Source organism: Lutimonas saemankumensis (genome assembly GCF_020171465.1).
Taxonomy (GTDB): domain Bacteria; phylum Bacteroidota; class Bacteroidia; order Flavobacteriales; family Flavobacteriaceae; genus Lutimonas; species Lutimonas saemankumensis.
The window spans coordinates 176,081-198,459 of the sequence record NZ_JAIUZR010000005.1; the positions used below are offsets into that span (position 1 = coordinate 176,081).

18 protein-coding genes are annotated in these 22,379 nt (G+C 37.5%); 11 read left to right on the forward strand and 7 right to left on the reverse strand.

Translation table 11 applies throughout. From position 1 onward, the window contains the following. Positions 1-26: 26 nt before the first annotated feature. From LCM02_RS12770 to LCM02_RS12785, 4 genes are all read left to right on the forward strand, one after another. The gene (locus LCM02_RS12770) at positions 27-2,480 is read left to right on the forward strand and encodes a mechanosensitive ion channel family protein (RefSeq protein WP_224930710.1); all 2,454 of its coding nucleotides are present in this window, start codon (positions 27-29) and stop codon (positions 2,478-2,480) included. 182 nt (positions 2,481-2,662) lie between these two features. Continuing rightward, positions 2,663-3,529, forward strand: coding sequence for a sugar phosphate isomerase/epimerase family protein (locus LCM02_RS12775; protein ID WP_224930713.1), 867 nt, complete (start codon positions 2,663-2,665; stop codon positions 3,527-3,529). Between the two features lie 169 nt (positions 3,530-3,698). Then, positions 3,699-4,226: a collagen-like protein gene (locus LCM02_RS12780; protein ID WP_224930715.1), complete on the forward strand. Its 528-nt coding sequence runs from the start codon at positions 3,699-3,701 to the stop codon at positions 4,224-4,226. 273 nt (positions 4,227-4,499) lie between these two features. Continuing rightward, entirely contained in the window at positions 4,500-6,059 is a 1,560-nt protein-coding gene (locus tag LCM02_RS12785) for a M81 family metallopeptidase (protein ID WP_224930720.1), read from the forward strand. Between the two features lie 376 nt (positions 6,060-6,435). Here LCM02_RS12785 and LCM02_RS15925 read toward each other — a convergent pair whose 3' ends face one another. Beyond that, positions 6,436-6,564: a hypothetical protein gene (locus LCM02_RS15925; protein WP_262902524.1), complete on the reverse strand. Its 129-nt coding sequence runs from the start codon at positions 6,562-6,564 to the stop codon at positions 6,436-6,438. A gap of 168 nt (positions 6,565-6,732) precedes the next feature. On the opposite strand from LCM02_RS15925, the gene LCM02_RS12790 reads away from it, so the two are divergent. Then, the gene (locus tag LCM02_RS12790; RefSeq protein ID WP_224930724.1) at positions 6,733-7,827 is read left to right on the forward strand and encodes a T9SS type A sorting domain-containing protein; all 1,095 of its coding nucleotides are present in this window, start codon (positions 6,733-6,735) and stop codon (positions 7,825-7,827) included. Between the two features lie 126 nt (positions 7,828-7,953). Further along, entirely contained in the window at positions 7,954-11,529 is a 3,576-nt protein-coding gene (locus LCM02_RS12795) for a PhoX family protein (protein WP_224930728.1), read from the forward strand. Positions 11,530-11,559: 30 nt separating this feature from the next. On the opposite strand, the gene LCM02_RS12800 is transcribed toward LCM02_RS12795, so the two are convergent. The 3 genes from LCM02_RS12800 to LCM02_RS12810 form a co-directional block, all read right to left on the reverse strand. Beyond that, positions 11,560-11,994: a universal stress protein gene (locus LCM02_RS12800; protein ID WP_224930731.1), complete on the reverse strand. Its 435-nt coding sequence runs from the start codon at positions 11,992-11,994 to the stop codon at positions 11,560-11,562. Positions 11,995-12,159: 165 nt separating this feature from the next. Then, positions 12,160-12,915, reverse strand: a complete 756-nt coding sequence (locus tag LCM02_RS12805) for an SDR family NAD(P)-dependent oxidoreductase (protein ID WP_224930736.1) — start codon at positions 12,913-12,915, stop codon at positions 12,160-12,162. 172 nt (positions 12,916-13,087) lie between these two features. Continuing rightward, positions 13,088-13,309, reverse strand: coding sequence for a hypothetical protein (locus tag LCM02_RS12810; protein ID WP_224930739.1), 222 nt, complete (start codon positions 13,307-13,309; stop codon positions 13,088-13,090). A 477-nt stretch (positions 13,310-13,786) separates the two neighbouring features. Here LCM02_RS12810 and LCM02_RS12815 point away from each other — a divergent pair, with 477 nt between their 5' ends. Next, entirely contained in the window at positions 13,787-14,344 is a 558-nt protein-coding gene (locus LCM02_RS12815; RefSeq protein WP_224930742.1) for a fasciclin domain-containing protein, read from the forward strand. Positions 14,345-14,665: 321 nt separating this feature from the next. Here LCM02_RS12815 and LCM02_RS12820 read toward each other — a convergent pair whose 3' ends face one another. Beyond that, positions 14,666-16,402: an ABC transporter ATP-binding protein gene (locus tag LCM02_RS12820; protein ID WP_224930745.1), complete on the reverse strand. Its 1,737-nt coding sequence runs from the start codon at positions 16,400-16,402 to the stop codon at positions 14,666-14,668. A 137-nt stretch (positions 16,403-16,539) separates the two neighbouring features. Here LCM02_RS12820 and LCM02_RS12825 point away from each other — a divergent pair, with 137 nt between their 5' ends. The 4 genes from LCM02_RS12825 to LCM02_RS12840 all read left to right on the forward strand — a co-directional run bounded on the left by LCM02_RS12825 (position 16,540) and on the right by LCM02_RS12840 (position 19,379). Then, positions 16,540-17,010 carry a hypothetical protein gene (locus tag LCM02_RS12825; RefSeq protein WP_224930748.1) on the forward strand — a complete coding sequence of 157 codons (471 nt, stop codon included), beginning with the start codon at positions 16,540-16,542 and terminating at the stop codon, positions 17,008-17,010. 138 nt (positions 17,011-17,148) lie between these two features. Further along, on the forward strand, positions 17,149-17,487 hold the full coding sequence (locus LCM02_RS12830) for a T9SS type A sorting domain-containing protein (RefSeq protein ID WP_224930751.1): 339 nt from the start codon (positions 17,149-17,151) through the stop codon (positions 17,485-17,487). Positions 17,488-17,596: 109 nt separating this feature from the next. Further along, entirely contained in the window at positions 17,597-18,739 is a 1,143-nt protein-coding gene (locus LCM02_RS12835; RefSeq protein WP_224930754.1) for a sulfotransferase family protein, read from the forward strand. Beyond that, complete coding sequence (locus LCM02_RS12840) at positions 18,732-19,379, forward strand: START domain-containing protein (protein WP_224930758.1); 648 nt, start codon at positions 18,732-18,734, stop codon at positions 19,377-19,379. The genes LCM02_RS12835 and LCM02_RS12840 overlap by 8 nt, the downstream gene beginning before the upstream one ends. A 6-nt stretch (positions 19,380-19,385) precedes the next feature. Here LCM02_RS12840 and LCM02_RS12845 read toward each other — a convergent pair whose 3' ends face one another. Both LCM02_RS12845 and LCM02_RS12850 read right to left on the reverse strand, forming a co-directional pair. Continuing rightward, entirely contained in the window at positions 19,386-20,126 is a 741-nt protein-coding gene (locus tag LCM02_RS12845; RefSeq protein ID WP_224930761.1) for an outer membrane lipoprotein-sorting protein, read from the reverse strand. After that, the gene (locus tag LCM02_RS12850; protein ID WP_224930765.1) at positions 20,123-22,378 is read right to left on the reverse strand and encodes an efflux RND transporter permease subunit; all 2,256 of its coding nucleotides are present in this window, start codon (positions 22,376-22,378) and stop codon (positions 20,123-20,125) included. Before LCM02_RS12850 ends, LCM02_RS12845 begins: the two co-directional genes overlap by 4 nt. Position 22,379 lies beyond the last annotated feature (1 nt).

Here is a 22,379-nt window from a genome sequence, read left to right on the forward strand (position 1 = left end):
TTGTTTAATAAAAAATTTTGAAAAGAATGAAATTGTTTTTGAAATCCATCGTAATTTTTGTTCTTGTTTTGCATCCGTTTTTGGGAACGGGACAGATTGTTTCTGACGTTGCTGTGGACTCCACTGGCAAGGCCATTCCGAAACCTATTAAAGTTACTGAAATCATTCAGAAAGTTGAGTCGGCCTCAGCAAATATAAAAGCGACTTCCCGAAAAACGACAATGGCTCGATCTGTCAAAAGAATTGACTCCTTGTTTCCGGAATACGCGGCTTTCTTAAAGGCTCAGAAAAAAAGGAAAGATCATTTCGTTTCAGCAAATCCGAATCGGCAGAAAATAAATAACCTTATTAAGAAGTGGAGAGGTTATCACGATCATTTAAGTGGATGGGAATCGATTATCAATGAGCGTGAGGATAGAAATGTAATCGTGCAGGAACTCACTACATTTAACGAAGAGACCTGGAAACTTACCTATGAAAATGCAGTTAAAGAAAAAGTTCCGCCTGAGGTTTTGAACAGCGTAAAGGGTATCTGGAACGAGTATAAAAAGATAAATCGCGCAATCACCAAGGAGAACAATCAGTATTTGGTGCTTGAGTCAAAAATAAATGATCAAAAATTAATTGTGAATGAGGTCATTGATGATCTCAATACCCTGAAGAATTCCGAGATCTATAATTTGTTCTATCTCAGACATGAACCTTTATGGAAGTCGTCATTCAAGAGTCCTGAAAAAAATCAGGGCGAAAAAGATGAAGTGGAGTCTATCACAGAAAATTTGATCGGAATAACGAAGTTTGTTAAATCCAATGAGAACAGCATTTACCTGTTTATTATCAGTATCGCAGTTTTGATTGGACTGATACTTTATTTGAAAAAGGCATTTCAAGATTATGAATTTAATGAAGAGGACGGGGATCTTCAAAACGCCAAGGATGTTATATTTAACCGAACCGTGGTAAGCATTGTTTTCTCTACACTTGTTATTGCTAAATTATACTTTGTAAACACTCCGATGCTTCTGGGAAATATTTTGATATTACTGATTCTCGTTGTTTCTATTCCACTGGTTCAGCCATATATGTACAAGAGGTTTAAGAACATTATTTATTTTGTGATCATCTTTTATGTTTTGGACACGGCGAAAACCTATATGTGGTTTTCTTCCGCCCAATACAGGATCTACCTTTTGTTTGAGGCCTTGTTGGTAGTGGGTGTTCTTATTGCGTTTACGCGTCCTTATATGAAAACCCGAAAAATGAAAATCGGGAATTTTGGATTGTTGCTGATCAGGCTGACACCGCTGGTTTATTTCCTTCTTTTTGTTTCCGTGGTTTCCAATATACTGGGGTATACTAATTTAACGGATCTTACGCTTAAGGTGAGTACCCAAAGTGGGGTGTTTACATTGATCTTTTATGGTATCCTAATGATATTAGGAGGTCTGGTGGTTGGAATAATCCATTGGAATTTCAGTACGAGGCAAGAGATCGATTTTGATAAGAAGTTCAGGCTGGAAATAAAAGCTTTACAGGTGATTCGTGTGATTGCATTCATTATGTGGTTCCTGTTTTTCCTGACAATGATCGATTTACTCGATCCCCTTCAAGCCTTTTTTACGGACATTTTTTCTGACCCCTATCAAATTGGAAATATTACATTCACGCTGGGAGACATTGTTCAATTCATATTTATATTATCAATCTCTTTTTTGACTACAAGTGTTGTATCATTCTTGTTTGACAGTGGTAATGTATCCTTGAAACTGATAAAACTCCCGAAAGGTGTTCCTGCGGCAATTTCTTTAGTGGTCAGGTATCTGATCATTGCTTTTGGAATTGTTTTTGCCCTCTCTTCTCTTGGTATTGATTTGAGTAAGTTTAATCTAATGGCCGGAGCTTTGGGACTAGGTATTGGCTTTGGGCTGCAAACCGTTATTTCGAATTTCGTATCCGGACTGATTCTGGTATTTGAAAGGCCTATTCATGTAGGAGACACAGTTGAGGTGAATAATCTTCTTGGCACGGTTGACAGGATCGGAGTGCGGTCATCCAGTGTTATTACCTTTGATGGCGCAGAAGTAGTGGTTCCGAATAACAACCTTATCGCCAATGATCTGATCAACTGGACCTTATCCGATAGCATCAAAAGAGTTGAAATATTGATTGGAACAAAATATGGGTCTGATCCCAATAAGATCCTTGAGATATTAAAGGAAGCAGTCAAGAGCAGTGAAGATGCATTGAAGGATCCCGCTCCTCAGGCTTTATTTAGTGATTTTGGCGACAGTTCATTAAATTTCAGATTGAGGTTCTGGGTACATTATGAAGTAGGATTGAAGGCGAAAAGTGATGTGTCCATAGCCATTTACAATCTTTTCGAAGAACACGGCATCGAGATTCCGTTCCCGCAACAGGACGTTTATTTAAAGGAGTTACCGGAAACTAAAACCAATATCTCATCTAAAAAGGATCTATAGATTTTCATTCGCGATTTGGACTTTTTTTAAGGGTTATTTTGTTATGCAGATATGCTTCTAATTTCTCATAATTGGTAAATTTGTAAAGGTCATCTAGTCAGATTCCTGATCATAGTATTTTACCTGGGATCCCTATCTGATCATTATCGAACTATTTTTATTAGAATTTAAAAATTTACATTATGGAGTTTAAAAAGAAAGCCTTCAAAGGATTGTTTTTTATTGGAATTTTGGCTCTGATTATTCAGGGATTTACAACGATAGACCCTCTTCCAAAAGATGATTTTATAGGTCTTCAGTTGTATTCAGTTAGACAGGATATGAATAAAGATGCCAAAGGGACCGTGGAGAAAGTTGGACAGATGGGATTTAAATTTGTTGAAGCCGCGGGTTACAGGGACGGAAAATTTTATGGTATGGAACCTTTGGAGTTCAAGAAATTATGCGAAGATAACGGATTGCAATTCTTGGGCTCACACACGGGTCAGAATCTTCCAACAAAAGAAAAATGGGAAGAAACCATGACATGGTGGGACCAGGCTATTGAGGCACATGCTACTGCTGGTGTAAAATGGATCGTTCAACCCTGGATGAGCAGAGAAGGTTATGAGAGCCTGGACGGATTAAAAAAATATGTTGAATATTTCAATGCGGTTGGAGAGAAGTGCCGGGCCAAAGGAATCTATTTTGGGTACCATAATCACAATAAGGAGTTTACTACAGAATTTGATGGGAAGCCTCTCTATGATCACATGCTCGAATTAAGTGATCCTGACAAAGTGATGTTTCAGTTAGATCTTTATTGGATCAATAAAGGGGGAAAAGATGCACTGGATTATTTTAAAAGATATCCCGGAAGATTTATGTTGTGGCATATAAAAGATGAAAAGGAATTAGGTGAAAGTGGTAAAATGGATTTTACCGAAATATTCAAACATAAAAAGGAGTCTGGTCTAAAGTATGGTATCGTGGAAGTGGAAAAATATAATTTCACCCCTCTGGTTAGTGTACAGAAAAGTCTGGATTACCTAAAATCGACTAATTATTAAAGAGGAATATCCTTAAATAGAACAAGCCCTGGTTTTTCCAGGGTTTTTCTTTTGAATGATAAGATTGCATAAGTCAAAATTTTCGGATAATTGTTTTAACGAGGGGTTAAAAATGGGATCCTCATCAATTTTGGCCCGATAATTGTCTTTAAAATTGAAAACATAAATTATGAGAAAATTATACATTTTATTTTTTACACTTATTTTTTTAGCCTCTTGTGAAGGTCCGGTGGGACCTCCAGGCCCACCGGGACCACCAGGTCCGATTGGCCCTCCGGGTGAAGGTGGTGGAGGCTTACTTGGGCAGGTATTTGAAGTGGAAGCCGACCTGAACGTGGTTACCAATTTTGAGTATTTTGTTGAAATTCCGTCTGAAATTGAAGTCTTTGAAAGTGATGTCGTTATGGTTTACAGATTGATGGGGGTTTTTGAAGGAACAGATATTTGGGAACCATTACCCCAAACAATCTTCAGGGATAGCGGAATCCTCTTGTATACCTTTGATCATACCTTATTTGACGTTCGTTTATTTTTGGACGGTACTGCGGATTTTGGCAGATTGGATCCGATTGATACGGATAATTTGATTTTTCGTATTGCAGTAATTCCGGCTGATTACGCTAAAGAGCTGGATCTGAAAAAAATGGAAAATGTTTTAAAAGGATTGGACATAGAAGAGGTGAAACGCGTCAATTAAAAAATCTCAAATCGTCTTGTGTTTAGTTTAAGTTTTGAACATAAAGTATAGACCTGAATCCCCGACCTGAAAAAGATCGGGGATTTTTAATTCTTTCAGATTTTGGTTGATGAAGAACTTTAAAATAGTTCGTCGAAACAACAGAAATTGTCCTATTTTTATTGATCAATTATAATAGATCAATATTCTGTAGCAATCATTTCGTGAATCCTCCATGGATCGTTGTTAAATTAACCTGGAAAACTTTAAAACATTATGAACTATATCGCACGCATGAGTATAATTTTTTTACTAATTGCTTTCTGTTCCTGTGAGCCAGCCGGAAAAAAGGATGTCTTGGATGCCGGATCAGAGCTTCCTCGAATTGCCATTGCCGGGCTTGCCATTGAATCGAGTACTTTTTCTCCTGCTTTAACGCACGAAGATGCATTTCATGCAAAATCGGGGGAAGATGTTTTTGATTATTATCCGTTTATGTCTGAAGATTCCATAAACAGGAAAAGAGCCATTTGGTTTCCAACCCTTAAGGGCCATGCCTTACCTGGAGGAACGGTGACTCGCGAAGCCTATGAGTCCCTCATGGGAAAGACGGTTGAAATGCTGAGAGAGAACCTTCCTTATGATGGTCTTTTTTTTGATATTCACGGGGCGATGAGTGTGGAAGGGATGGATGATCCTGAAGGAGATATGATTTCAAGAGTCAGGGAGGTAGTTGGAGATAAAACCATTATTTCTACCTCAATGGACCTTCATGGAAATGTATCCAAAAAACTTGCGGAAGAAAGTGACTTAATAACATGCTATAGAATGGCTCCTCACGAAGATGCTCTCGAATCAAAGAAAAGAGCACTGGATAATTTACTCGAACGTCTGGAGAAGGGATTGGGGAAACCAAAATTTAAAGCATGGATACCGGTTCCGATTTTATTGCCAGGAGAAAAGACTAGTACCAGGATTGAGCCTGGCAAAAGTTTATATGCTAAAGTTGACCCTGTAACAAAAAAAGAAGGTGTGATTGACGCAGCGATCTGGATTGGTTATGCGTGGGCAGATGAACCACGGAACCACGCTGTGGTCATGGTAACCGGAGATGATAAAGAGGCTGTTTCTGAGAGTGCGGAAGAATTAGCACAAAGTTTTTGGGATGTCAGAAATGAATTTGTATTTGTGGCTCCTGTGGCTACCCTTGAGGAAAGCCTTAATAGGGCGCTGGCGAGTTCCGAGACTCCTTTTATTATAAGTGATATGGGTGATAACCCTACTGCGGGAGGTGCAGGCGACGTTACCTGGACACTTCATGAGATATTTAAACGAAAGGAATTTCAGGGGGAACAAGGTAAGACACTTATTTATGCTTCAATACCCGGACCGGAACTGGTTGAATTAGCAATGGAAGCAGGATTGGGTGAGGTAATTGAAGGTTATGCAGGTGCATCAGTGGATGATCGTTTTGCTCCTCCGGTAAAACTGAAAGGAACGGTTACGGCGATCAAGAAAGGTGACAAAGATGCCGAAGTAGAAGTAGTTGTTAAGGTGGGGAATGTCAATGTCATTGTTACAAAAAAAAGAAAACCTTATCATCATGAAAGTGATTTTACGGAATTGAACCTTGATCCTCGAAAAGCGGATATCCTTGTGGTTAAAATAGGGTACCTGGTTCCCGAATTGTATAATATGAGGGCAGACTGGGTGATGGCATTAACGCCCGGAGGTGTAGATCAGGATCTTAGTAGACTGGGATATAAGAGAATCATCAGGCCCATGTTTCCACTTGATCCTGAAATGGAACAGCCTGACCTTTCAGCAAGACTGATACCCGTCTCGGGCACCTAATGTTTGAAGTAAGATAAAAGTTAGACCAGTTGCCTGCAGGCAACTGGTACTCAGGGGAAAAATAAGCGATATGTTTCTAACACTGCTTTTTTTTCAAATTTTCATCAAGATCAGGATTAAACAATTGCCTTTCAGATTTTGAACAATATATCTATAGTCTTGACTCAAATTTATGGATCGTTTTTTCTTTTAATTCGTTTCGACGAATACGGGTTTCGATTTTTTTCAAGAAACTCTTGATTTCTTCTCTGCTGGGGGAATGAATTTGAAACATAGCAAGTTGTTTATGTCTTAGTGTATTCTAAGAGTTAAAGTAAACATGTTATAAAAATACGCTCAAAAAGATGCCGCACAAGCAGATGATCGGTCTTATTCGTCAGTTCAGTTCCTCTTTGTTTTTGTGGAAGTCAATTTTTAATTTTGAAAGTTGAGTTTCCAGTTCAAGAAGAAAAACTTTTAGCTCTAAAGAATGGATGAGCAAATCCTTGTACTTTACCTTTTTCATAAATAGCAAAATTCTTTTTTTGATTCAGTATCCAAAGGATAATAAATATATAGCAATAGAATAATATAACGTCTGATTTACCGACTTAGTATAGAAGCCTCTATTTAGATTTGTTATTTAAATTTGATTAACTTTAGGCAAGAATAAATTGAAATATATCCCCTCTTTATGATAAAAGCTTTACCCTACTTATTTTTTATTTTTACCTTTTCAGGATTTTCGCAGGACTTTTCCCGTTTAACCTATTTAAGCGATGATGTTTCCGAAACCTCGGGGCTCATCTTCTTTGACGACAGGATAATTACCCATAATGATTCAGGAGGAATGAATGCCTTATATGAAATTAGTTCAGAAAACGGAAATGTGCTTCGGACAGTTGAGATTGGAAATGCAACCAATGTCGACTGGGAGGATATTAGTCATGATGACGAATTCATTTATATTGGAGATTTTGGTAACAACAATGGAAACCGAAAGAATCTTAAGGTTTATAAGATTTCAAAGTCGGATTATTTAAATTCAGAATTGGTCAATGCGGATGTCATTGAATTTTCATATGCAGATCAGATTGATTTTGAAAGTGCTCCGAACAATACAAATTTTGATGCTGAGGCTTTGATATCTTTTGGGTCGGACTTGTTTATTTTTACAAAAAACTGGGCTGACCAGAGAACAAATATCTACCAGCTTCCAAAAGTTCCGGGAACTTACGAAATTCAGAGAATCGATGAATTTGATGCTTCAGGACTTATAACAGGAGGTACATACAATTCTGAGTCAAATAAAGTCCTTTTGACGGGTTATACCGGCATTAGGGCCTTTTTAATTGAATTATCCGGCTTTTCAAACGGGATCTTTTCCAATGGGTCCATTGAAAAAAATGATCTTAATATTCCTTTAATTGAGTCCTTCCAAGTTGAGGCAATTACCTATTCTAACGCGTCACAACATTTTATTAGCGCAGAAAAGAATCAACTGGGTGACGCAGCGCTTTATTCCTTGATAGCTGAGACTCTCAATGTTGAGGATTACAATACGGTTTCAAATAGAGTATTTCCAAATCCGGCTCAGGATTTCCTGAATGTCGATAAGCAATTTATTCCTGGAAGAATTGAAATTTTCAACGTACTTGGTGAAAAAATTTTTGATCATGTCCTGGTCGATAATAAGAGCTTAGATATTTCCCAACTCTCTCATGGAATCTATATTTTAAAACTTTCCAATGAGAACAGGTCAGAAAGTTTAAAGTTCATTAAAGATTGAGATTTTATCAGGACGAAAAGGAAGATAGAAGGGCATCATTTAAGGATTTGGAATAATTGTTGTAATTTTATAAAATACTGAAAATCAAAAGTAAACCATACTTCAGTTGGAAAACCCGTTTTGGCTATGAAAAATCTGGTTCCCCTCATCCTGTATTTTTCCCTTACCCTTTTTGGGTATGGTCAGCATATCAGTAACTTCGATTCACTTGATGGAGCCTTGCAGAATAGCCAGTTCCATTTACCTTCAACGCATACGTTTCAAATTCTTTTTGACACTCAGGATTTCTTAGATGCTGGAGGTGTTATTCCTGATAATTGGTCAGGCCCTAATCTGGATTTTGCCGGATTTGTTCCAAGGGAGGGCAGCAGCAGGTTCGGATATCTTTCTATAAATTCTGAAATTGCTCCCGGAGCTGTAACCATTCTTGACATAGAGTTTGATGACAATTTGGGGCAATGGAATGTTGACAGTTCTGAGCTGGTTGATTTTTCTTATGATTCTTTTGAATTTGCCACTGCGGCGAATTGTTCGGGAACCGTTACTCCCTGGAATACGATTATATCTTGTGAAGAATACACAAGTATTGAACTGCAGGCAAGTTCCAGGTACCCCTTGATTACCTCAAGAGATCTGAACAATGATGGTTATGATGATTTTGGCTGGGCTGTGGAGATCGATCCCGCAACTAAAAAAATCATCAATCAAAAAGGAGGAAGAGAGGATAAGGATAAGCTATGGGCCATGGGGAACTTTAAACATGAGAATGCAGTGATAAGAGCTGATCTGAGAACCGTTTATCAAGGTGCGGATGCGGCATATATTGGAAACGATCCTGCAAATGGAGGAGATGGTTATCTGTTCAAATTTATTGCATCCAATCCTAAAGACCTGAGTGACGGGGATTTGTATGTATACAAAGGCGACAAAATGACGAATCATGCATGGGTGAAATTGGCCAATGATACCCAGGAGGATCAAAACTCAACACTTGCTCAATGCAAGGCTTTGGATGCCACCCCTTTTGGTGGAATTGAGGATGTGGAAATAAGCCCAAAGGACAGCCTGATCTATTTTGCGGTAAAAAGAGAGTCAATAGGGGACATTAATCTAAAAGGAGTGGTATACAGATTCAAGGACTCAGATGCCGGGATTAAGGATTTTGAAATTTACGTGGGAGGAAACAGCATTTATGATGGTGTTGAATGGGGAAAAGGAAATGATAACCTGGTTTTTGATGATCTTGGTAATTTATGGGTTGCACAGGATGGCGGAGATAACCATATATGGGTAGTTGAATATGGTCATTCGCAAAACAATCCCAAAGTAAAAATTTTTGCAAGGACTCCCCTGGGAAGTGAACCGACTGGCCTGACTTTCACGCCCGATCATAAGTATATATTCATGTCCATTCAACATCCTAAATCTTCGAATGAAGCGAATCAGACCGATGCCTTGGGTAATTCGGTGAATTTTAACCAGGATGTCACCCTGGTAATTGCGAGAAAGGAAAATTTGAATTATCAGGAAAAAGATCCTGTTGATGAAATTATGATTTCTCAATATTATCACGACGCTAACAGTGAAAGCAAATGGATCGAATTAAAGAATATTTCAGGGACCTATATATACGATTCAAGTTATTATTTACACTTATATGACGGTGCCACATTTGATCCGGAAGCTCCGGGAAAACCGATGGCCATACAGGCCATTCCCGCCATGGAAACCAATGAAGTTCTGCTTTTTAAAAATGAAGGAGCTCTGGTTCCTGAAATAACTCACTTAGGGGTTGATGATCCGATTGTCAGTGCTGTTTGTGATTTTGACGGAGATGATCTTATTTTTATTAGCTCCACCCCGGGAAATCTAAATTACAATAACAGAAGGGACCTTTTGGGAACTATGGCCCCAAACTCGAAATGGGGTCAAAACAAAGTTTTTATTCGGGGAGGGAATTCCAATGAATTTCCAGAGGAAGATTTTGACATAAATAACTGGATAGAATTGGATTCGCTCACTGAGGTTAGTCTGGCAGATAAGAATAAAAATATTGCATTGGGAACCCATGTTAAAGGGTCTACGGCATGGAATGGTGAATCCTGGGACAATCTTGAACCGGACAGGTCGAGAAATGTTGAAATTAATGGAAGCCTTAGCCTGGGTGGAACAGGTGATTTTCACGCCTATGATTTAAATATAAGTGAAGATGCAATATTTCATTTTGAAGATAATACGGATGAGAGCAACAGTAATGTCATCGTTTACGGAGATTTGAAAATAGCCACAAAAGGGTCATTAATTATTGGTGATACGGAGTCTTTGATCCTTAAAAAAAATTTAGCGAATGTCACTGGTGAAATTGAGAAGGTTGAAAAGTCGGCTTTAAGAAACAGTTCTGAGGCGATAACATATTGGTCTTCTCCTGTTAATGGAGCGAGGATTGAAGATGTTTTTAAGGGGGTTGATAAAAACAGGATATTCTATTTTGATCAGACAAAGCATTTGGAAAATGATCCCGATTCGAAAACATATTGGGACGTTTGGGTAAACTTGAGTAGTGGACCTATGGAGATCGGAAAGGGATATGCCGCTGAAGGTAAAGAGGGTAGTGATCAAATTCACGAGGTAGTTTTTAAAGGGAAACCCAATTATGGAGAGATTGAAACCAGAGTACTTGACTTTCATTCGGATACAATTGGCCAGAATGATTTTAATCTGATAGGGAATCCATATCCTTCAGCTATTGATATCGAATTGTTCTTAGACAAAAATAGAGATGTAATTGATGGGGCTGCTTATTTTTGGAATCATTCCACAGATTTAGTTAATGGAGCTTACAATCAGAATGATTATTTAACCTATAATCTAAGTGGCAGCATTCCTGATGGAGTGGGGAAGAATATTGGATCGGGTCAGGGGTTTTTTGTGAGATCACTTAAGTCCGATAAAGCAGTTTTTGACCCATCCATGATAATTCACAGTGCAAATAGTCAGTTTTTCAAAAGAACCGGAAAAAATGGTACTCAGGAAAAAAACAGGTTTTGGCTCAATTTGAAAAGTTCTGATAATTCTTTCAAACAGATTTTGATTTCCTTTTCTGAAAAGGCAACTGATGAATTGGATGCTGGTTATGACGCATTCTATTTAAGCGGAAATCAGACTATTGATTTTTATTCCGTTCTTGATAATAATAAACTGGCAATTCAAGGTCTAGCACCTTTTAACGAAGAAAAAGTGATCAAAATTGGCTTTGATTCGGAGATTGAAGACCAGGAAATGAAAATTGAGATCGATCATAGGCAGGGCCTGTTCAGAGACCGGCAAATTTTTCTTTTTGATAATGAAAATAGTACGATACATGATTTAACTGTTTCTCCTTATTATTTCAATTACGAAGGAACAGGAACGTATATGCACAGATTCAGTATCGTATTTAACCGAGCTATTTTAAGTTTAGATGATGAGATCGAAGAAGAGATTAAGATTTACATTCAGAACGAACATCTCATTGTTGAAGCCAATGATCCGATAGATCAAATAAAAATATACGATACCTTGGGAAGGCTGTTGATCAAGCGCTTCCCTAAATCATCGTATAGTAAATTTAGGCTCGACCCTGTTAAATTTGGAGGAGTTTTTATTGTAGAACTGTCAGGTTATGGGGGAAAATCTACTGCCAGAAAAATGATAAAATACTAAATTCATTAGGGATCCTTCTAAAAAATCTTATTATTCAACGGGAACAATCATTACAGGTATTTTGGATTTTTTGATCACTCCGGAGGCTACAGAACCAAAAAACGCTTTATACATAAGGTTGTGTTCATGGCGGCCAATAATGATCAGATCAGTTTTCAATTTTTCAGCTTCTTTTAAGATCATTTCAATGGTGGCACCCTGAATTAAGATTCCTTCACAACTCACATTTTCCAATTTGATAACATCTGTGTAATCCGATAATAACCTTCGTTCTCGTTTTAACTCTTCTGCCCTTGTGTCTCTGATATATTGTGGCCCTACTTCAAGCCCGACAAAATCAGGTTCCGGAGAAACCACGTGCAACAACCAGATTTTAGCATCAAATGCGGCTGCTATTTCGATGGCTTTATCAATAAGTACAATTTCATTGTTATCGAAGTCTATTGTAAGAAGTATATTTTTCATGACTACTGTATTTAAATGAAACAAAATGCTATTAAGAGGCGGCTGCTAAAGAACTGATGTAAGTTAATGCATTTTACTTGTGCTGTAAATGATTGGGGTCATGAATTCTAATGATCCGGATCACTACTGAGTCAAATTCTGAAAATCTTCATGTTCCATAAAGGTTTAAATTGTTCGAGAGATTGTGGTTGCATCACTTTGGGCTGCCGGGAAGATGGTCATGTCCGCAATTTGAACATGAGGAGGAACATTAACGCAATACAAGATACAATCTGCTATATCTTGGGCAATCAGGGGCTGGAAATTCTTATAGACCTTATCCGCTTTCTCTTTATCTCCTTTAAAACGAACCATCGAAAACTCTGTGTCAACCGCCCCTGGGGCTATATTGCTGACTCTTATTCCATGAGGAACCAGTTCTAATCTCATTCCTTTGCTAATGGCTTCTACACCTGATTTACTGGCACAATAAACCATTCCATTTGAATAGGTCTGCTTTCCGGCAATGGAACTGATGTTAATGATCTGACCTTTTTTGCGCTTCACCATCCAGGGAATTACAACTTTGGACACATAGAGCAGTCCTTTGACGTTATAATCGATCATTTTTTCCCAGTCCTCAATACTACCGTCAATGAATTGTTCCAGTCCATGTGCCCCACCAGCATTATTTACCAGAATGTCTATATTCTTCCATTCTTCTTCCAGGCCGTTTAACTTCTTGTTTACCTGAATATTGTCGCCAACATCAAAAGATAAGATTCTGACTTTAACCATGGGGCTCAGTTCCGACATCAAGGCATTTAGTCTCTCCTTACGCCTCCCGCATAGAATCAGGTTGATCTTATTTTTTGCGAATAATTTTGCTGTTGCTTCTCCAATTCCGGAAGTGGCTCCTGTGATCAGTGCAATTCTTTTCATGTCAATAAAAATTTTGAAGAGGAAATTTAACTCCTTCTGATAACAATATCCAATTTTTCTTCCAAACTTTTCGCTAAGCATAAAAAAACCGATATGAGTAATCATATCGGTCAAACCTAATCTGAAACCTAATTATAATTATGAAAAAATAATATTTTTTTTAGCTGAGGAGTTAAGCGTACTCCACTAGCACGTCGTCTAATTTTTGTTGATTCCTAAAAATTATCTTTTGGAATTCAAATTGATCAATTACTCCTTTTTTTAGGTTGGCTATCGCATTCTCTACCTCGTTCTTAATTTTGCTCGCTTCTATTTTGCAAAGAAAGCCTTCATTGATATCTGTGAATTTTAATATTCCTACAGCAAGTACTGCTTGTAAAATTGAATTTTTCATTGTTCTTGGTTTTTAATTACAGTACGAATTTACATGTGTTACTTTGAAAGAATTACGACATCACATGTCTGAAAACCAATGATTAAGTTAAAATATTGTTAACATTCTTCAAAGATGGTTTATGATATACATATGGTATACTGATCTGGTCATGACAGAAGTTGTTTACCGATACATATTGATATACAGGTTTTATAAGGAGAAAAATTTTACTTGAAATAAATACAGGTTTCATAAAAATTCTGACCTATAATGGAAATGAGTTTCAATTTTGGATTTTAAATACCTGATTTTGAAACTTGGAATTGTTAAAAATAATTCGGTTAATGATTTTTGTTTAATGAAAAGAGAGCATTCTATTGAGTTAGCTAAACACATTACTTTTGTTTAAGAAATTTAACAAAAAATTAGACAAATATATTTTTTGGACTCTTAACGGCGATTTATCTTTGAGTAAATTTAAAAAACTTATATACCATGAAAACTACTAATTTACTATCAACACTATCATTTTTATTCATTTTTTTCACATCAGTAAGCCTTAATGCAAACAATACTGATCCAATCAAATCAGAAAGTAATAAAGAGCCTGCAAAAACTATAGTTGATGTTGCCGTTGGCAATGAAAATTTCAGCACACTTGTGGCTGCGGTAAAAGCGGCTGATTTGGTAGGTACATTGAACTCCGAAGGACCCTTTACAGTTTTCGCTCCAACTAATGATGCATTTGCCAAGCTTCCAGAAGGAACCGTGGAAAGTTTGTTAAAAGAAGAAAACAGGGAGGCTTTGACAGCTGTACTAACATATCATGTAGTAGCTGGGGAATTTAAAGCTGCAGACGTTTTAAAGGCGATCAAAGAAAACGGAGGAATGTTTGAAATTCCCACTGTAAATGGAGAAAAATTAACAGCTCATTTAAAAGATGGGAAAGTAATGTTAAAAGATGCCCAGGGCAACATGTCAACAATTATAATGACTGATGTTGATGCCAGCAATGGAATTATTCATGCAATCGATACGGTAGTTATGCCCTAAAATTTAGCAGGATTGATACTCCATTCTATTTAACTTATAAATAACTGCACTGCCGAAAGGAAAATTGTAACATAAATGAAAGAGGAAGGTATGGTGTAAGTTGGATTAAATAGAAATCAATTCTATTTAGAAGGCTCTGGTTTCTGCCAGAGCTTTTTTCTATTTGCTCTTTTGACTCTTTCCTCTATTACATTCAAAAACGTTTTTACCATATCATTGGTTGTTACGTGTTTACTGATCATTTCTTTCACTTTTGTTAAGTTTAGGTTTCAGGTAAAAGTAAGTCGAGATTCTAAAGAAAATTTAAAGCTAATACTGTAGTTATATACGGCTTTGATAGGTAAAAAGTTCAAAGTACCTTCCTTTTTGCTCAAGTAAACTTTTATGCTTGCCCTGTTCTACGATTCTTCCTTCCTCTATAACTAAAATTTGATCCGCCTTTTGGATGGTACTGAGCCTGTGTGCTATTACAAAAGTGGTTCTGTCCTGCATCAGTGATTGCAAACTTTTTTGAATAAATGTTTCACTTTCAGTATCCAGATTTGAGGTTGCTTCATCCAGGATAATAATCTTTGGATCAGCTAGAAGGGCCCTTGCAATCGAGATTCTTTGCCTCTGTCCTCCTGAAAGTTTCACTCCCCTTTCTCCAATAACGGTATCCAATCCATCCTTAAACCTGTCGGTGAACTCATTGACATAAGCTCCGTTTACAGCTTCCAGTAACTCTTGTTCACTGGCGTCTGGTCTGGGGAATAAGATATTTTCCCTTATGGTTCCTTCATAGAGAAAATCATCCTGCAGTACCACACCCAAATTAGACCTGTAGCTGCTCAAATTTACCTTGGACAGGTCTGTGCCATCCAGACTCACTACACCTTTATCAGGATTTAAAAATGTGGCAGCCAGTCCGGCAATAGTAGATTTTCCGGAGCCAGAAGATCCAACCAGTGCTGTAACACTACCGGCCGGAGCCGAGAAGTTTATATCATGCAGGACTTCCTTGCCCTTATCATAACTAAAGGAAACATTTTTGAAGTTGATTTCTCCAATTACCTTATCGATAAGTAAAGTTCGTTCCTCAGGATCATCTTCTTCTTTCATATTCATCAATTCCTGTGTCCTGTCTAAGCCGGCCATTGCCTCGGTCAACTGACTTCCGATATTGCTCATTTGAACTATCGGAGCAATCATAAAGCCCAAAAAGAGAGTGAAGGATACGAACTCCCCGTAGGTCATGTCTCCATTCATTATAAAATAACCACCTATCCCCATGATCCCGGCGGAAGCCAAGCCCAGTAAAAGGGCTGAGGAACTTGTCATCATTGCGGTGGCAGTCAAACTTTTTTTAACATTCAAAAACAATCTTTCCACACCGTTTTCAAAAGTCCTTAACTCTTGAGCCTCTGCATTAAACCCCTTGATTACTCTTATTCCATTAAGAGTTTCGGTCAGTCTTCCGGTTACTTCTGCATTTATTTTACCCCGGGCTCTGAAAATTGGCCGTATATACCCAAAGGCTTTTAAGGCAATGACAGCAAAAAGGGCCACGGGAAGAAGTACAAACAAGGTCATTGTGGCATTTATCTTAATCAGGATTACAAGGGAAATAATCGAGGTAAGAGATCCCCCTATCAGTTGTACCAATCCTGTTCCAACCAGGTTGCGGACTCCTTCAACATCGGTCATTACTCTGGATACCAGTGCTCCTGATTTATTATTGTCGAAAAAGCGAATAGGAAGTGTAAGGAGTTTTTTTTGCACCTTGGCCCTCAGGAGAGAAATCAGATGCTGTGCCTCGACACTCAGTAAACGAGTCAATGAAAAGGAACTTACCGCTTGCACCACGATAGATAATACAACCACAACAAGCAGTATTTTTAGAGATCTCATATCCTGAGAAGGAATAATATCATCAATCAGGTTTTTGGTGGCATAAGGCAAAACCAGTCCCGCAAGACTTTTTAGTATGATTAAGATTAGTCCCAAAAGAACTATGTTTTTACGTGGCCAGATAAATTCTTTAAAGGCCCAGGCGAAGGAAACTTTATTTTTGCTCATAGTTTATGGCTATTTCTAATATCGAGCCAAACCCTAAAGGTATGACAAGAAGTCATGAAAGATCATTTTGAATGCAATTGAAACAATTTATTCGAGGTTCATACGTTAATATGTAGAAATAAATCTATCAATAAGCTATGAAAAATCAAATCCTAAAATTTAAGGCTCTGCTGCTTATCGCAGTCATGGCCGTTTCATTACATGCCTGTAGTGACGATAACGAAGATGAAAAATCATTCCTTGAGGCCCATGGAGGCAGTTTTTGGAAGTTTGGTGATCAGGATATGGGTCTAACCATATACGCTCAAATAAATAATTCTGAATCGAATCCTTTCGAAATTTGGCTTTATGACGTAATCAATGAATGTTACCTATATGAGAAAATTTCCAATGAAGGATCACCTGAAGTTTTAGAGAATAGGGAAAACAAAATTGAAATAAGGATTGGGGAAGAAACTGGAGACTACGGAATTTTAACAATGACGGTCTCAGGAGATATTTTAAGGGTTGAACTTGATTCCTATGAAGATGGAGAGATGGTTGAGGAAGAGAAATTTATTTTGAATCGATCATCAGATAATGCGAACGATTTGAACGTATGCGATTAATATAAATAAGATTATAAATACCAAAATTGAAGAGCCCATTGGGCTCTTTTTTTTGGTTGATAAGTATTGGGCGCGATTTTTGATAAATGATTACATTATTAGTAATTTTGTTTTTGATTAGGAATCGATCGGTCTATGATGAAAAAATACGTTATTCTTTTTTTTCTTTTATTTATTGCAGGTGTCGGGGCCATTTATGCCCAGGAAGATACTGTAAAAAATACATCTCAAGCCATCGATAACTTCGTGCTCAATCAAGAGGTCAGCATGTATCCTAATCCTGTGGAAAGATATTTGACCATTCGATCAACTCAGCCTATTACCAGAGTACAGATTTTTAGTTTGTTGGGAGATCTGATAATGGATGAAAATAAGAATTTTAACAGAATGGATCTTTATCGATTAAACTCAGGGATCTACATGATTAAGATTCATTCAAATCAATTTCACATTACGAAGAAACTTGTCAAGAAGTAGGCAGATTATTGGTGATTTTATTTAAAAGTCGTGATCATCCAGCTATGAAAACTCTAAAGCGAAATTTATCTTAAGCAATCAAATTCCATTATTTATTTGAAAAACGTGTATGGGAGAAAGTCCAAAAAAAGGTTTCTTATTACCGCCTGCAGTTGGTTATTCCTTTGGAGTTTTAACCTATCTTTTTGGAAATCACAGAATCTCTTTGAAATATTTGGGACGCTTGCTCATAACCCTTTTGATTAATCTGATCAATCTTCCTTTCAGGGTTTATGAAAAGTTATTTATCAATAATAAATACAGAAAGGAAACTCCCGATCATGCTCCAATATTTATTATTGGACATTGGAGAAGTGGTACCACGCATTTGCACAATATTCTTTGTCAGGACCATCAAATGGGATATGTGAATACTTTTCAAAGTGTTTTTCCCGATACTCTTTTTAATCGTATGGGCCGTTTTCTGTTTGAAGGATTCGCCAAAATACTGATTCCCGGGGTAAGAAAAGGAGACAATGTAACCCTTGGGACGCATCTTCCTCAGGAAGAGGAATTCGCCCTGGGAGATAAAATACCGGTATGTTTTTATTATTTCTGGATGTTCCCCAGATCAATTTTAAAATTCTACAATCATTTTATTCGTTTCAAAAATATTGATTCATTTAAAGTGAATTCCTGGAAGAATGACTACAGACTTCTTGTTAACAAGGCTCTCAAGGAAACCGGCGGGAAAATTTTTCTTTCAAAGAACCCTCCAAATACGGGCCGAATCGTTGAAATTTTGGAAATGTATCCCAATGCAAGATTTATTCATATTCATAGAAACCCCATTGAAGTTTATCTTTCAACCAGAAACTTTTTCGATAAAATGTTACCCCATTTACAGTTGCAAACGATTTCCTCGTCGGATTTGGATGAACATATTATCACCTTGTACAGATTGCTTATGAAGGATTATTTGGAACATAAAAAGCTGATTCCGGTTGGTAACCTGATCGAGCTCCGCTTCGACAAACTGGAATCAGAGCCCATGTCATGCATAAAATCTATTTACAATGGGTTAAACCTGAACGGATATGACAGGGCAAAACCTTATATTGAGGAGTATTTAAGCAGTAAGAAGAACTACAAAAAGAATAAGCATTATATCAACGAAGATTTGATGGAGAAGATCAAGTCTGAATGGGGATTTACAATGAAGGAGTGGGATTATGACACCCCTGAACATATTGAAATTGTTAGGGATGAGTAGATTGTCGTTATATATCACATTATTTCTTTGTCTCCTGATTTTCGACGTTTCAAACGGACAGGAAAACTGGGATCTTGTCAAGGATAAAAAAGAGATTCAAGTATATACACGAACAAACACGATATCTTCCTTTAAAGAATTCAAGGCAGTAACTGAGATTAAGGCTACAGTCAATGACTTTTTAGCGGTTATCTACGATATTGAAGGTTTGCCTGATTGGGGATATAATATCAAAGAATCGAGGTTGCTCGATCGTCCGGATGAATATATTCAAACTTATTACGCAGTTGCGAAGGCACCCTGGCCTTATAAGAACCGGGATGGGGTTTATAAGAATATCATAAGCTGGGACCCAAAAAAGAAGGAACTCCTGGTAAAAATAGAAATGCCTGAGGGTGTCATGTCCCTCAACGATTCCTATGTGAGAATGGATGGTTACGGGTATTGGAAGATTCGGGAACAAAATGATAATCTGATCCAGGTGACCTTTCAGATGCAGGTTGATCCGGGAGGCTCAATAAAGGCCTGGATGGCTAATATGTTTGTTTCAGATTCTCCTTTTTTTACCCTTCAGGGACTGAGGGAAGCAATTACGCTTGAAAAGTACCAGGATAAAGATTTTGAGATTTTAAAGAATTGAAAAGTCTTATTTAGCCGGTTTTAAATTCTCAACCGTAAATTCACTGTCTTCAAGACCTTGATCAAATTTGATTTTAGTAAGAATGATCTCCGTGGAATGTTCTTTTTTGATGTTTTTCATTATTACTTCTTCAGCATACCAGTATTTTCCCTGCTTTTTGTATTTGTAAGTTGCGTATTTAAAGTAATTTTTTTCTTTGTCAAAATATTCCATTTTCAGAGGATATAAATTTGTCTTATCCAGATAGGCTATGATCTTTGAATATCTTGATTTCATGGATTTTGGCATGAGCTCCAGCTGGTAAATTGAATCGTCTGAGGATTCAAGTATTCGGGGAGTAAATCTTTCGCTATACGAGTTTCCACTCATATCCTCATAGGAAAAATCAGTTCCCGTAAAAGCCTGACTTTTACTTAAGAGAGTCACTTTAACGGCCTTGTTAAAAGCAGGCATATAAAGCCAGATGATATCATCGGGCAAAGAAAGCGTCGCTATGCCAACCTGCTTTTCAGGTGCAGTGTATTTATAAAGTTTTTTGTATTGGCCTTTTTGCTTCATTATGGCCTCTCTTATTTTTTGTTTTCCAGACCTGTCAGTAAGGATCATTTTTACATTTGCTTCCTTGTCTTTCGGAGCAGACATAAGTTCATCCATACCTTTTAACAAAGAAGCGGCACTTTGGCCAAAAGACGCATTAGCCATAAACAAAATGGTTAAACTGAGCAGCGTTAACGATATTTTTTTCATGATTTCTTTGAAGTTGATTTTTTATGAATTGTAATGAGCAATGCCGGAAGTAAGGTGATGGCTCCAAGACTTGAACTTACCATACTTATGGCAATAAGGATACCAAAATACTGGAGAGGTACCATTTCGGAAAAAACGAGGACCAGAAATCCGGCTGAAACTGAAATCACGTTAATAATGATGGCTTTGCCGCTTATTTTTAAAGACTCATGTATGGCATTTTCTAATTTCCCGGTACTTTTAAATAGTTCATTAAAGTGTGATATAATGTGAATTGAATAATCAATACCTATTCCCAGAGCCACACTCGCTACCAAAACCGTTGCTATATTGAGTGATATCCCGGTAAGACCCATTACCCCGAAAAGAATCGTTATTGCGGCTATTATGGGTAGAGATGCATAAAGTCCGTTAAAAAATGACCTTAGCATAAGTCCCACGATAATAATTACAAAAATTATAGCAATTGAAATACTTCCCATCTGGCTGTTGATAAGGCTCTGATCCATGGTGATATCTACAAATGGCATCCCTGTTATTTGAATTTCACATTCAGTATTGGAATTTTCTTCTATAAAAGCAGCCATGTATTTTGAGAATACAATTTTTGAATCGTTATCCGGTGATTTGAATTTGGAAATGATGATTCCCTCTGTCAGGTCTTCATTTACAAAACGGTTCATGACCTCGTTGCCGTCAAGCAGAAACCACATCTGTTCTATCATTGCCTGGTCCTCAGGAACATCTCGCTCGCCTGTAATGGCCAGATTGATCTCGGCAATTAATTTTGCCACCGACATGGAGGTGTAGATATCAGGACTGGCCTCCATATAGGCACTGGTTTTCATCATGGTTTTCAAAACTTCAGGACTCTGCATATTCCCTTTGAAATGGACAAATACAGGCTTGGTGCCACCAAATTTTTCAACCATAATTCTTTCGGCCTCTCTTGTAGGGTTTCCTTCTTTAAAATACTCTTGTATATCAACACTTCGATTGATAAAAGCAACACCACTGAGACTGACCAGAATAAGAAGGATCCATATCCCAAGTACAGTTTTTGGATATCCAAATAATAAATCGGTAAGTGGATTGAGAAACCATTTCTCGAAGAAATCGATTTTGCCATTTTCGACATTTTTTTTTCTGGATGATTGTGGCAATACAGCGAGCATGGATGGGACAAAAAAGATCGCCATAATACAGGCAATAAATGTACCCAGAGCCGTAAAAATCCCGAAATCAACAATCATCTCGAGATAGGCGCCAAATATGAAAGATACAAAGCCTATGGCCGTGGTAATCGCAGCCAATACCACAGGAATCATCACATAATTTAAGGCCTTAACGATATTCTTTTCAACTCCTGAAGACTGCAGCTGATTTACTCGGTTTACTACATGTATGGTATAAGCGCTACCAATGGCTAAAAGTATGATAGGGATATTATTGGAGATCATTGACATCGAAAAGCCAAGCAAGGACATAGAACCGAGTGCCCATATAATGGCGATAAGGGCTGACAGTAAAGGAAGTACAACTCCTTTTGCCGATCTAAAACTCAAAAAAAGAATCACCGCAATCAATATTATTGCGATTGGGAGCAGCAAGGTAAGATCCTTTCTCATGAGTTCCGCAATGTATGTTATAAGCATTGGAGACCCTATATAATAGAGTTTTTCAGGGAGATCGAGTGATTCAGCCTTATCCAGAACGGCTCGGGCCACAATATTGACATCTGCTCTATCATCAAGGGTAAAAACAACAAGGCTAGAAGTTTCATCTTCTGAAACAATAGAGCCTTTGTACATTTCATTGGCAGCTATATTTTCTCTTAATAACTTAAATTCTTCCTCACTCCGGGGCAATTCATATTCGTCTACAAGTCTCCCGATTTCTATGCCTGACTCACCGCCTTTTATATTGATGATATTGCTTAAACTAGAGACTGATGAAATTCCTTCTATTTTGCCTATGCTGTCTGTTAATTGCCGTATGTGCTCTATAACCGAAGTTTTGTAGATGTTATCCGTTTCCAGAATAACGATTCCCATTCTGTTTCCGCCAAAATTTTCACCTATTTTTTTCAGCATAACAGCGTGTCGGTCATCATCAGGCAGGGAACTTAAAACATCGGCATCAATAGTTAAACGGGTAATTTGATAAGAAAAGAATACCGTGCAAAGAAGAACCGCAGTAATAATGATCCACCTGAATCTTACTATTTTATTTGAAATTGAATTGATCTCCAAG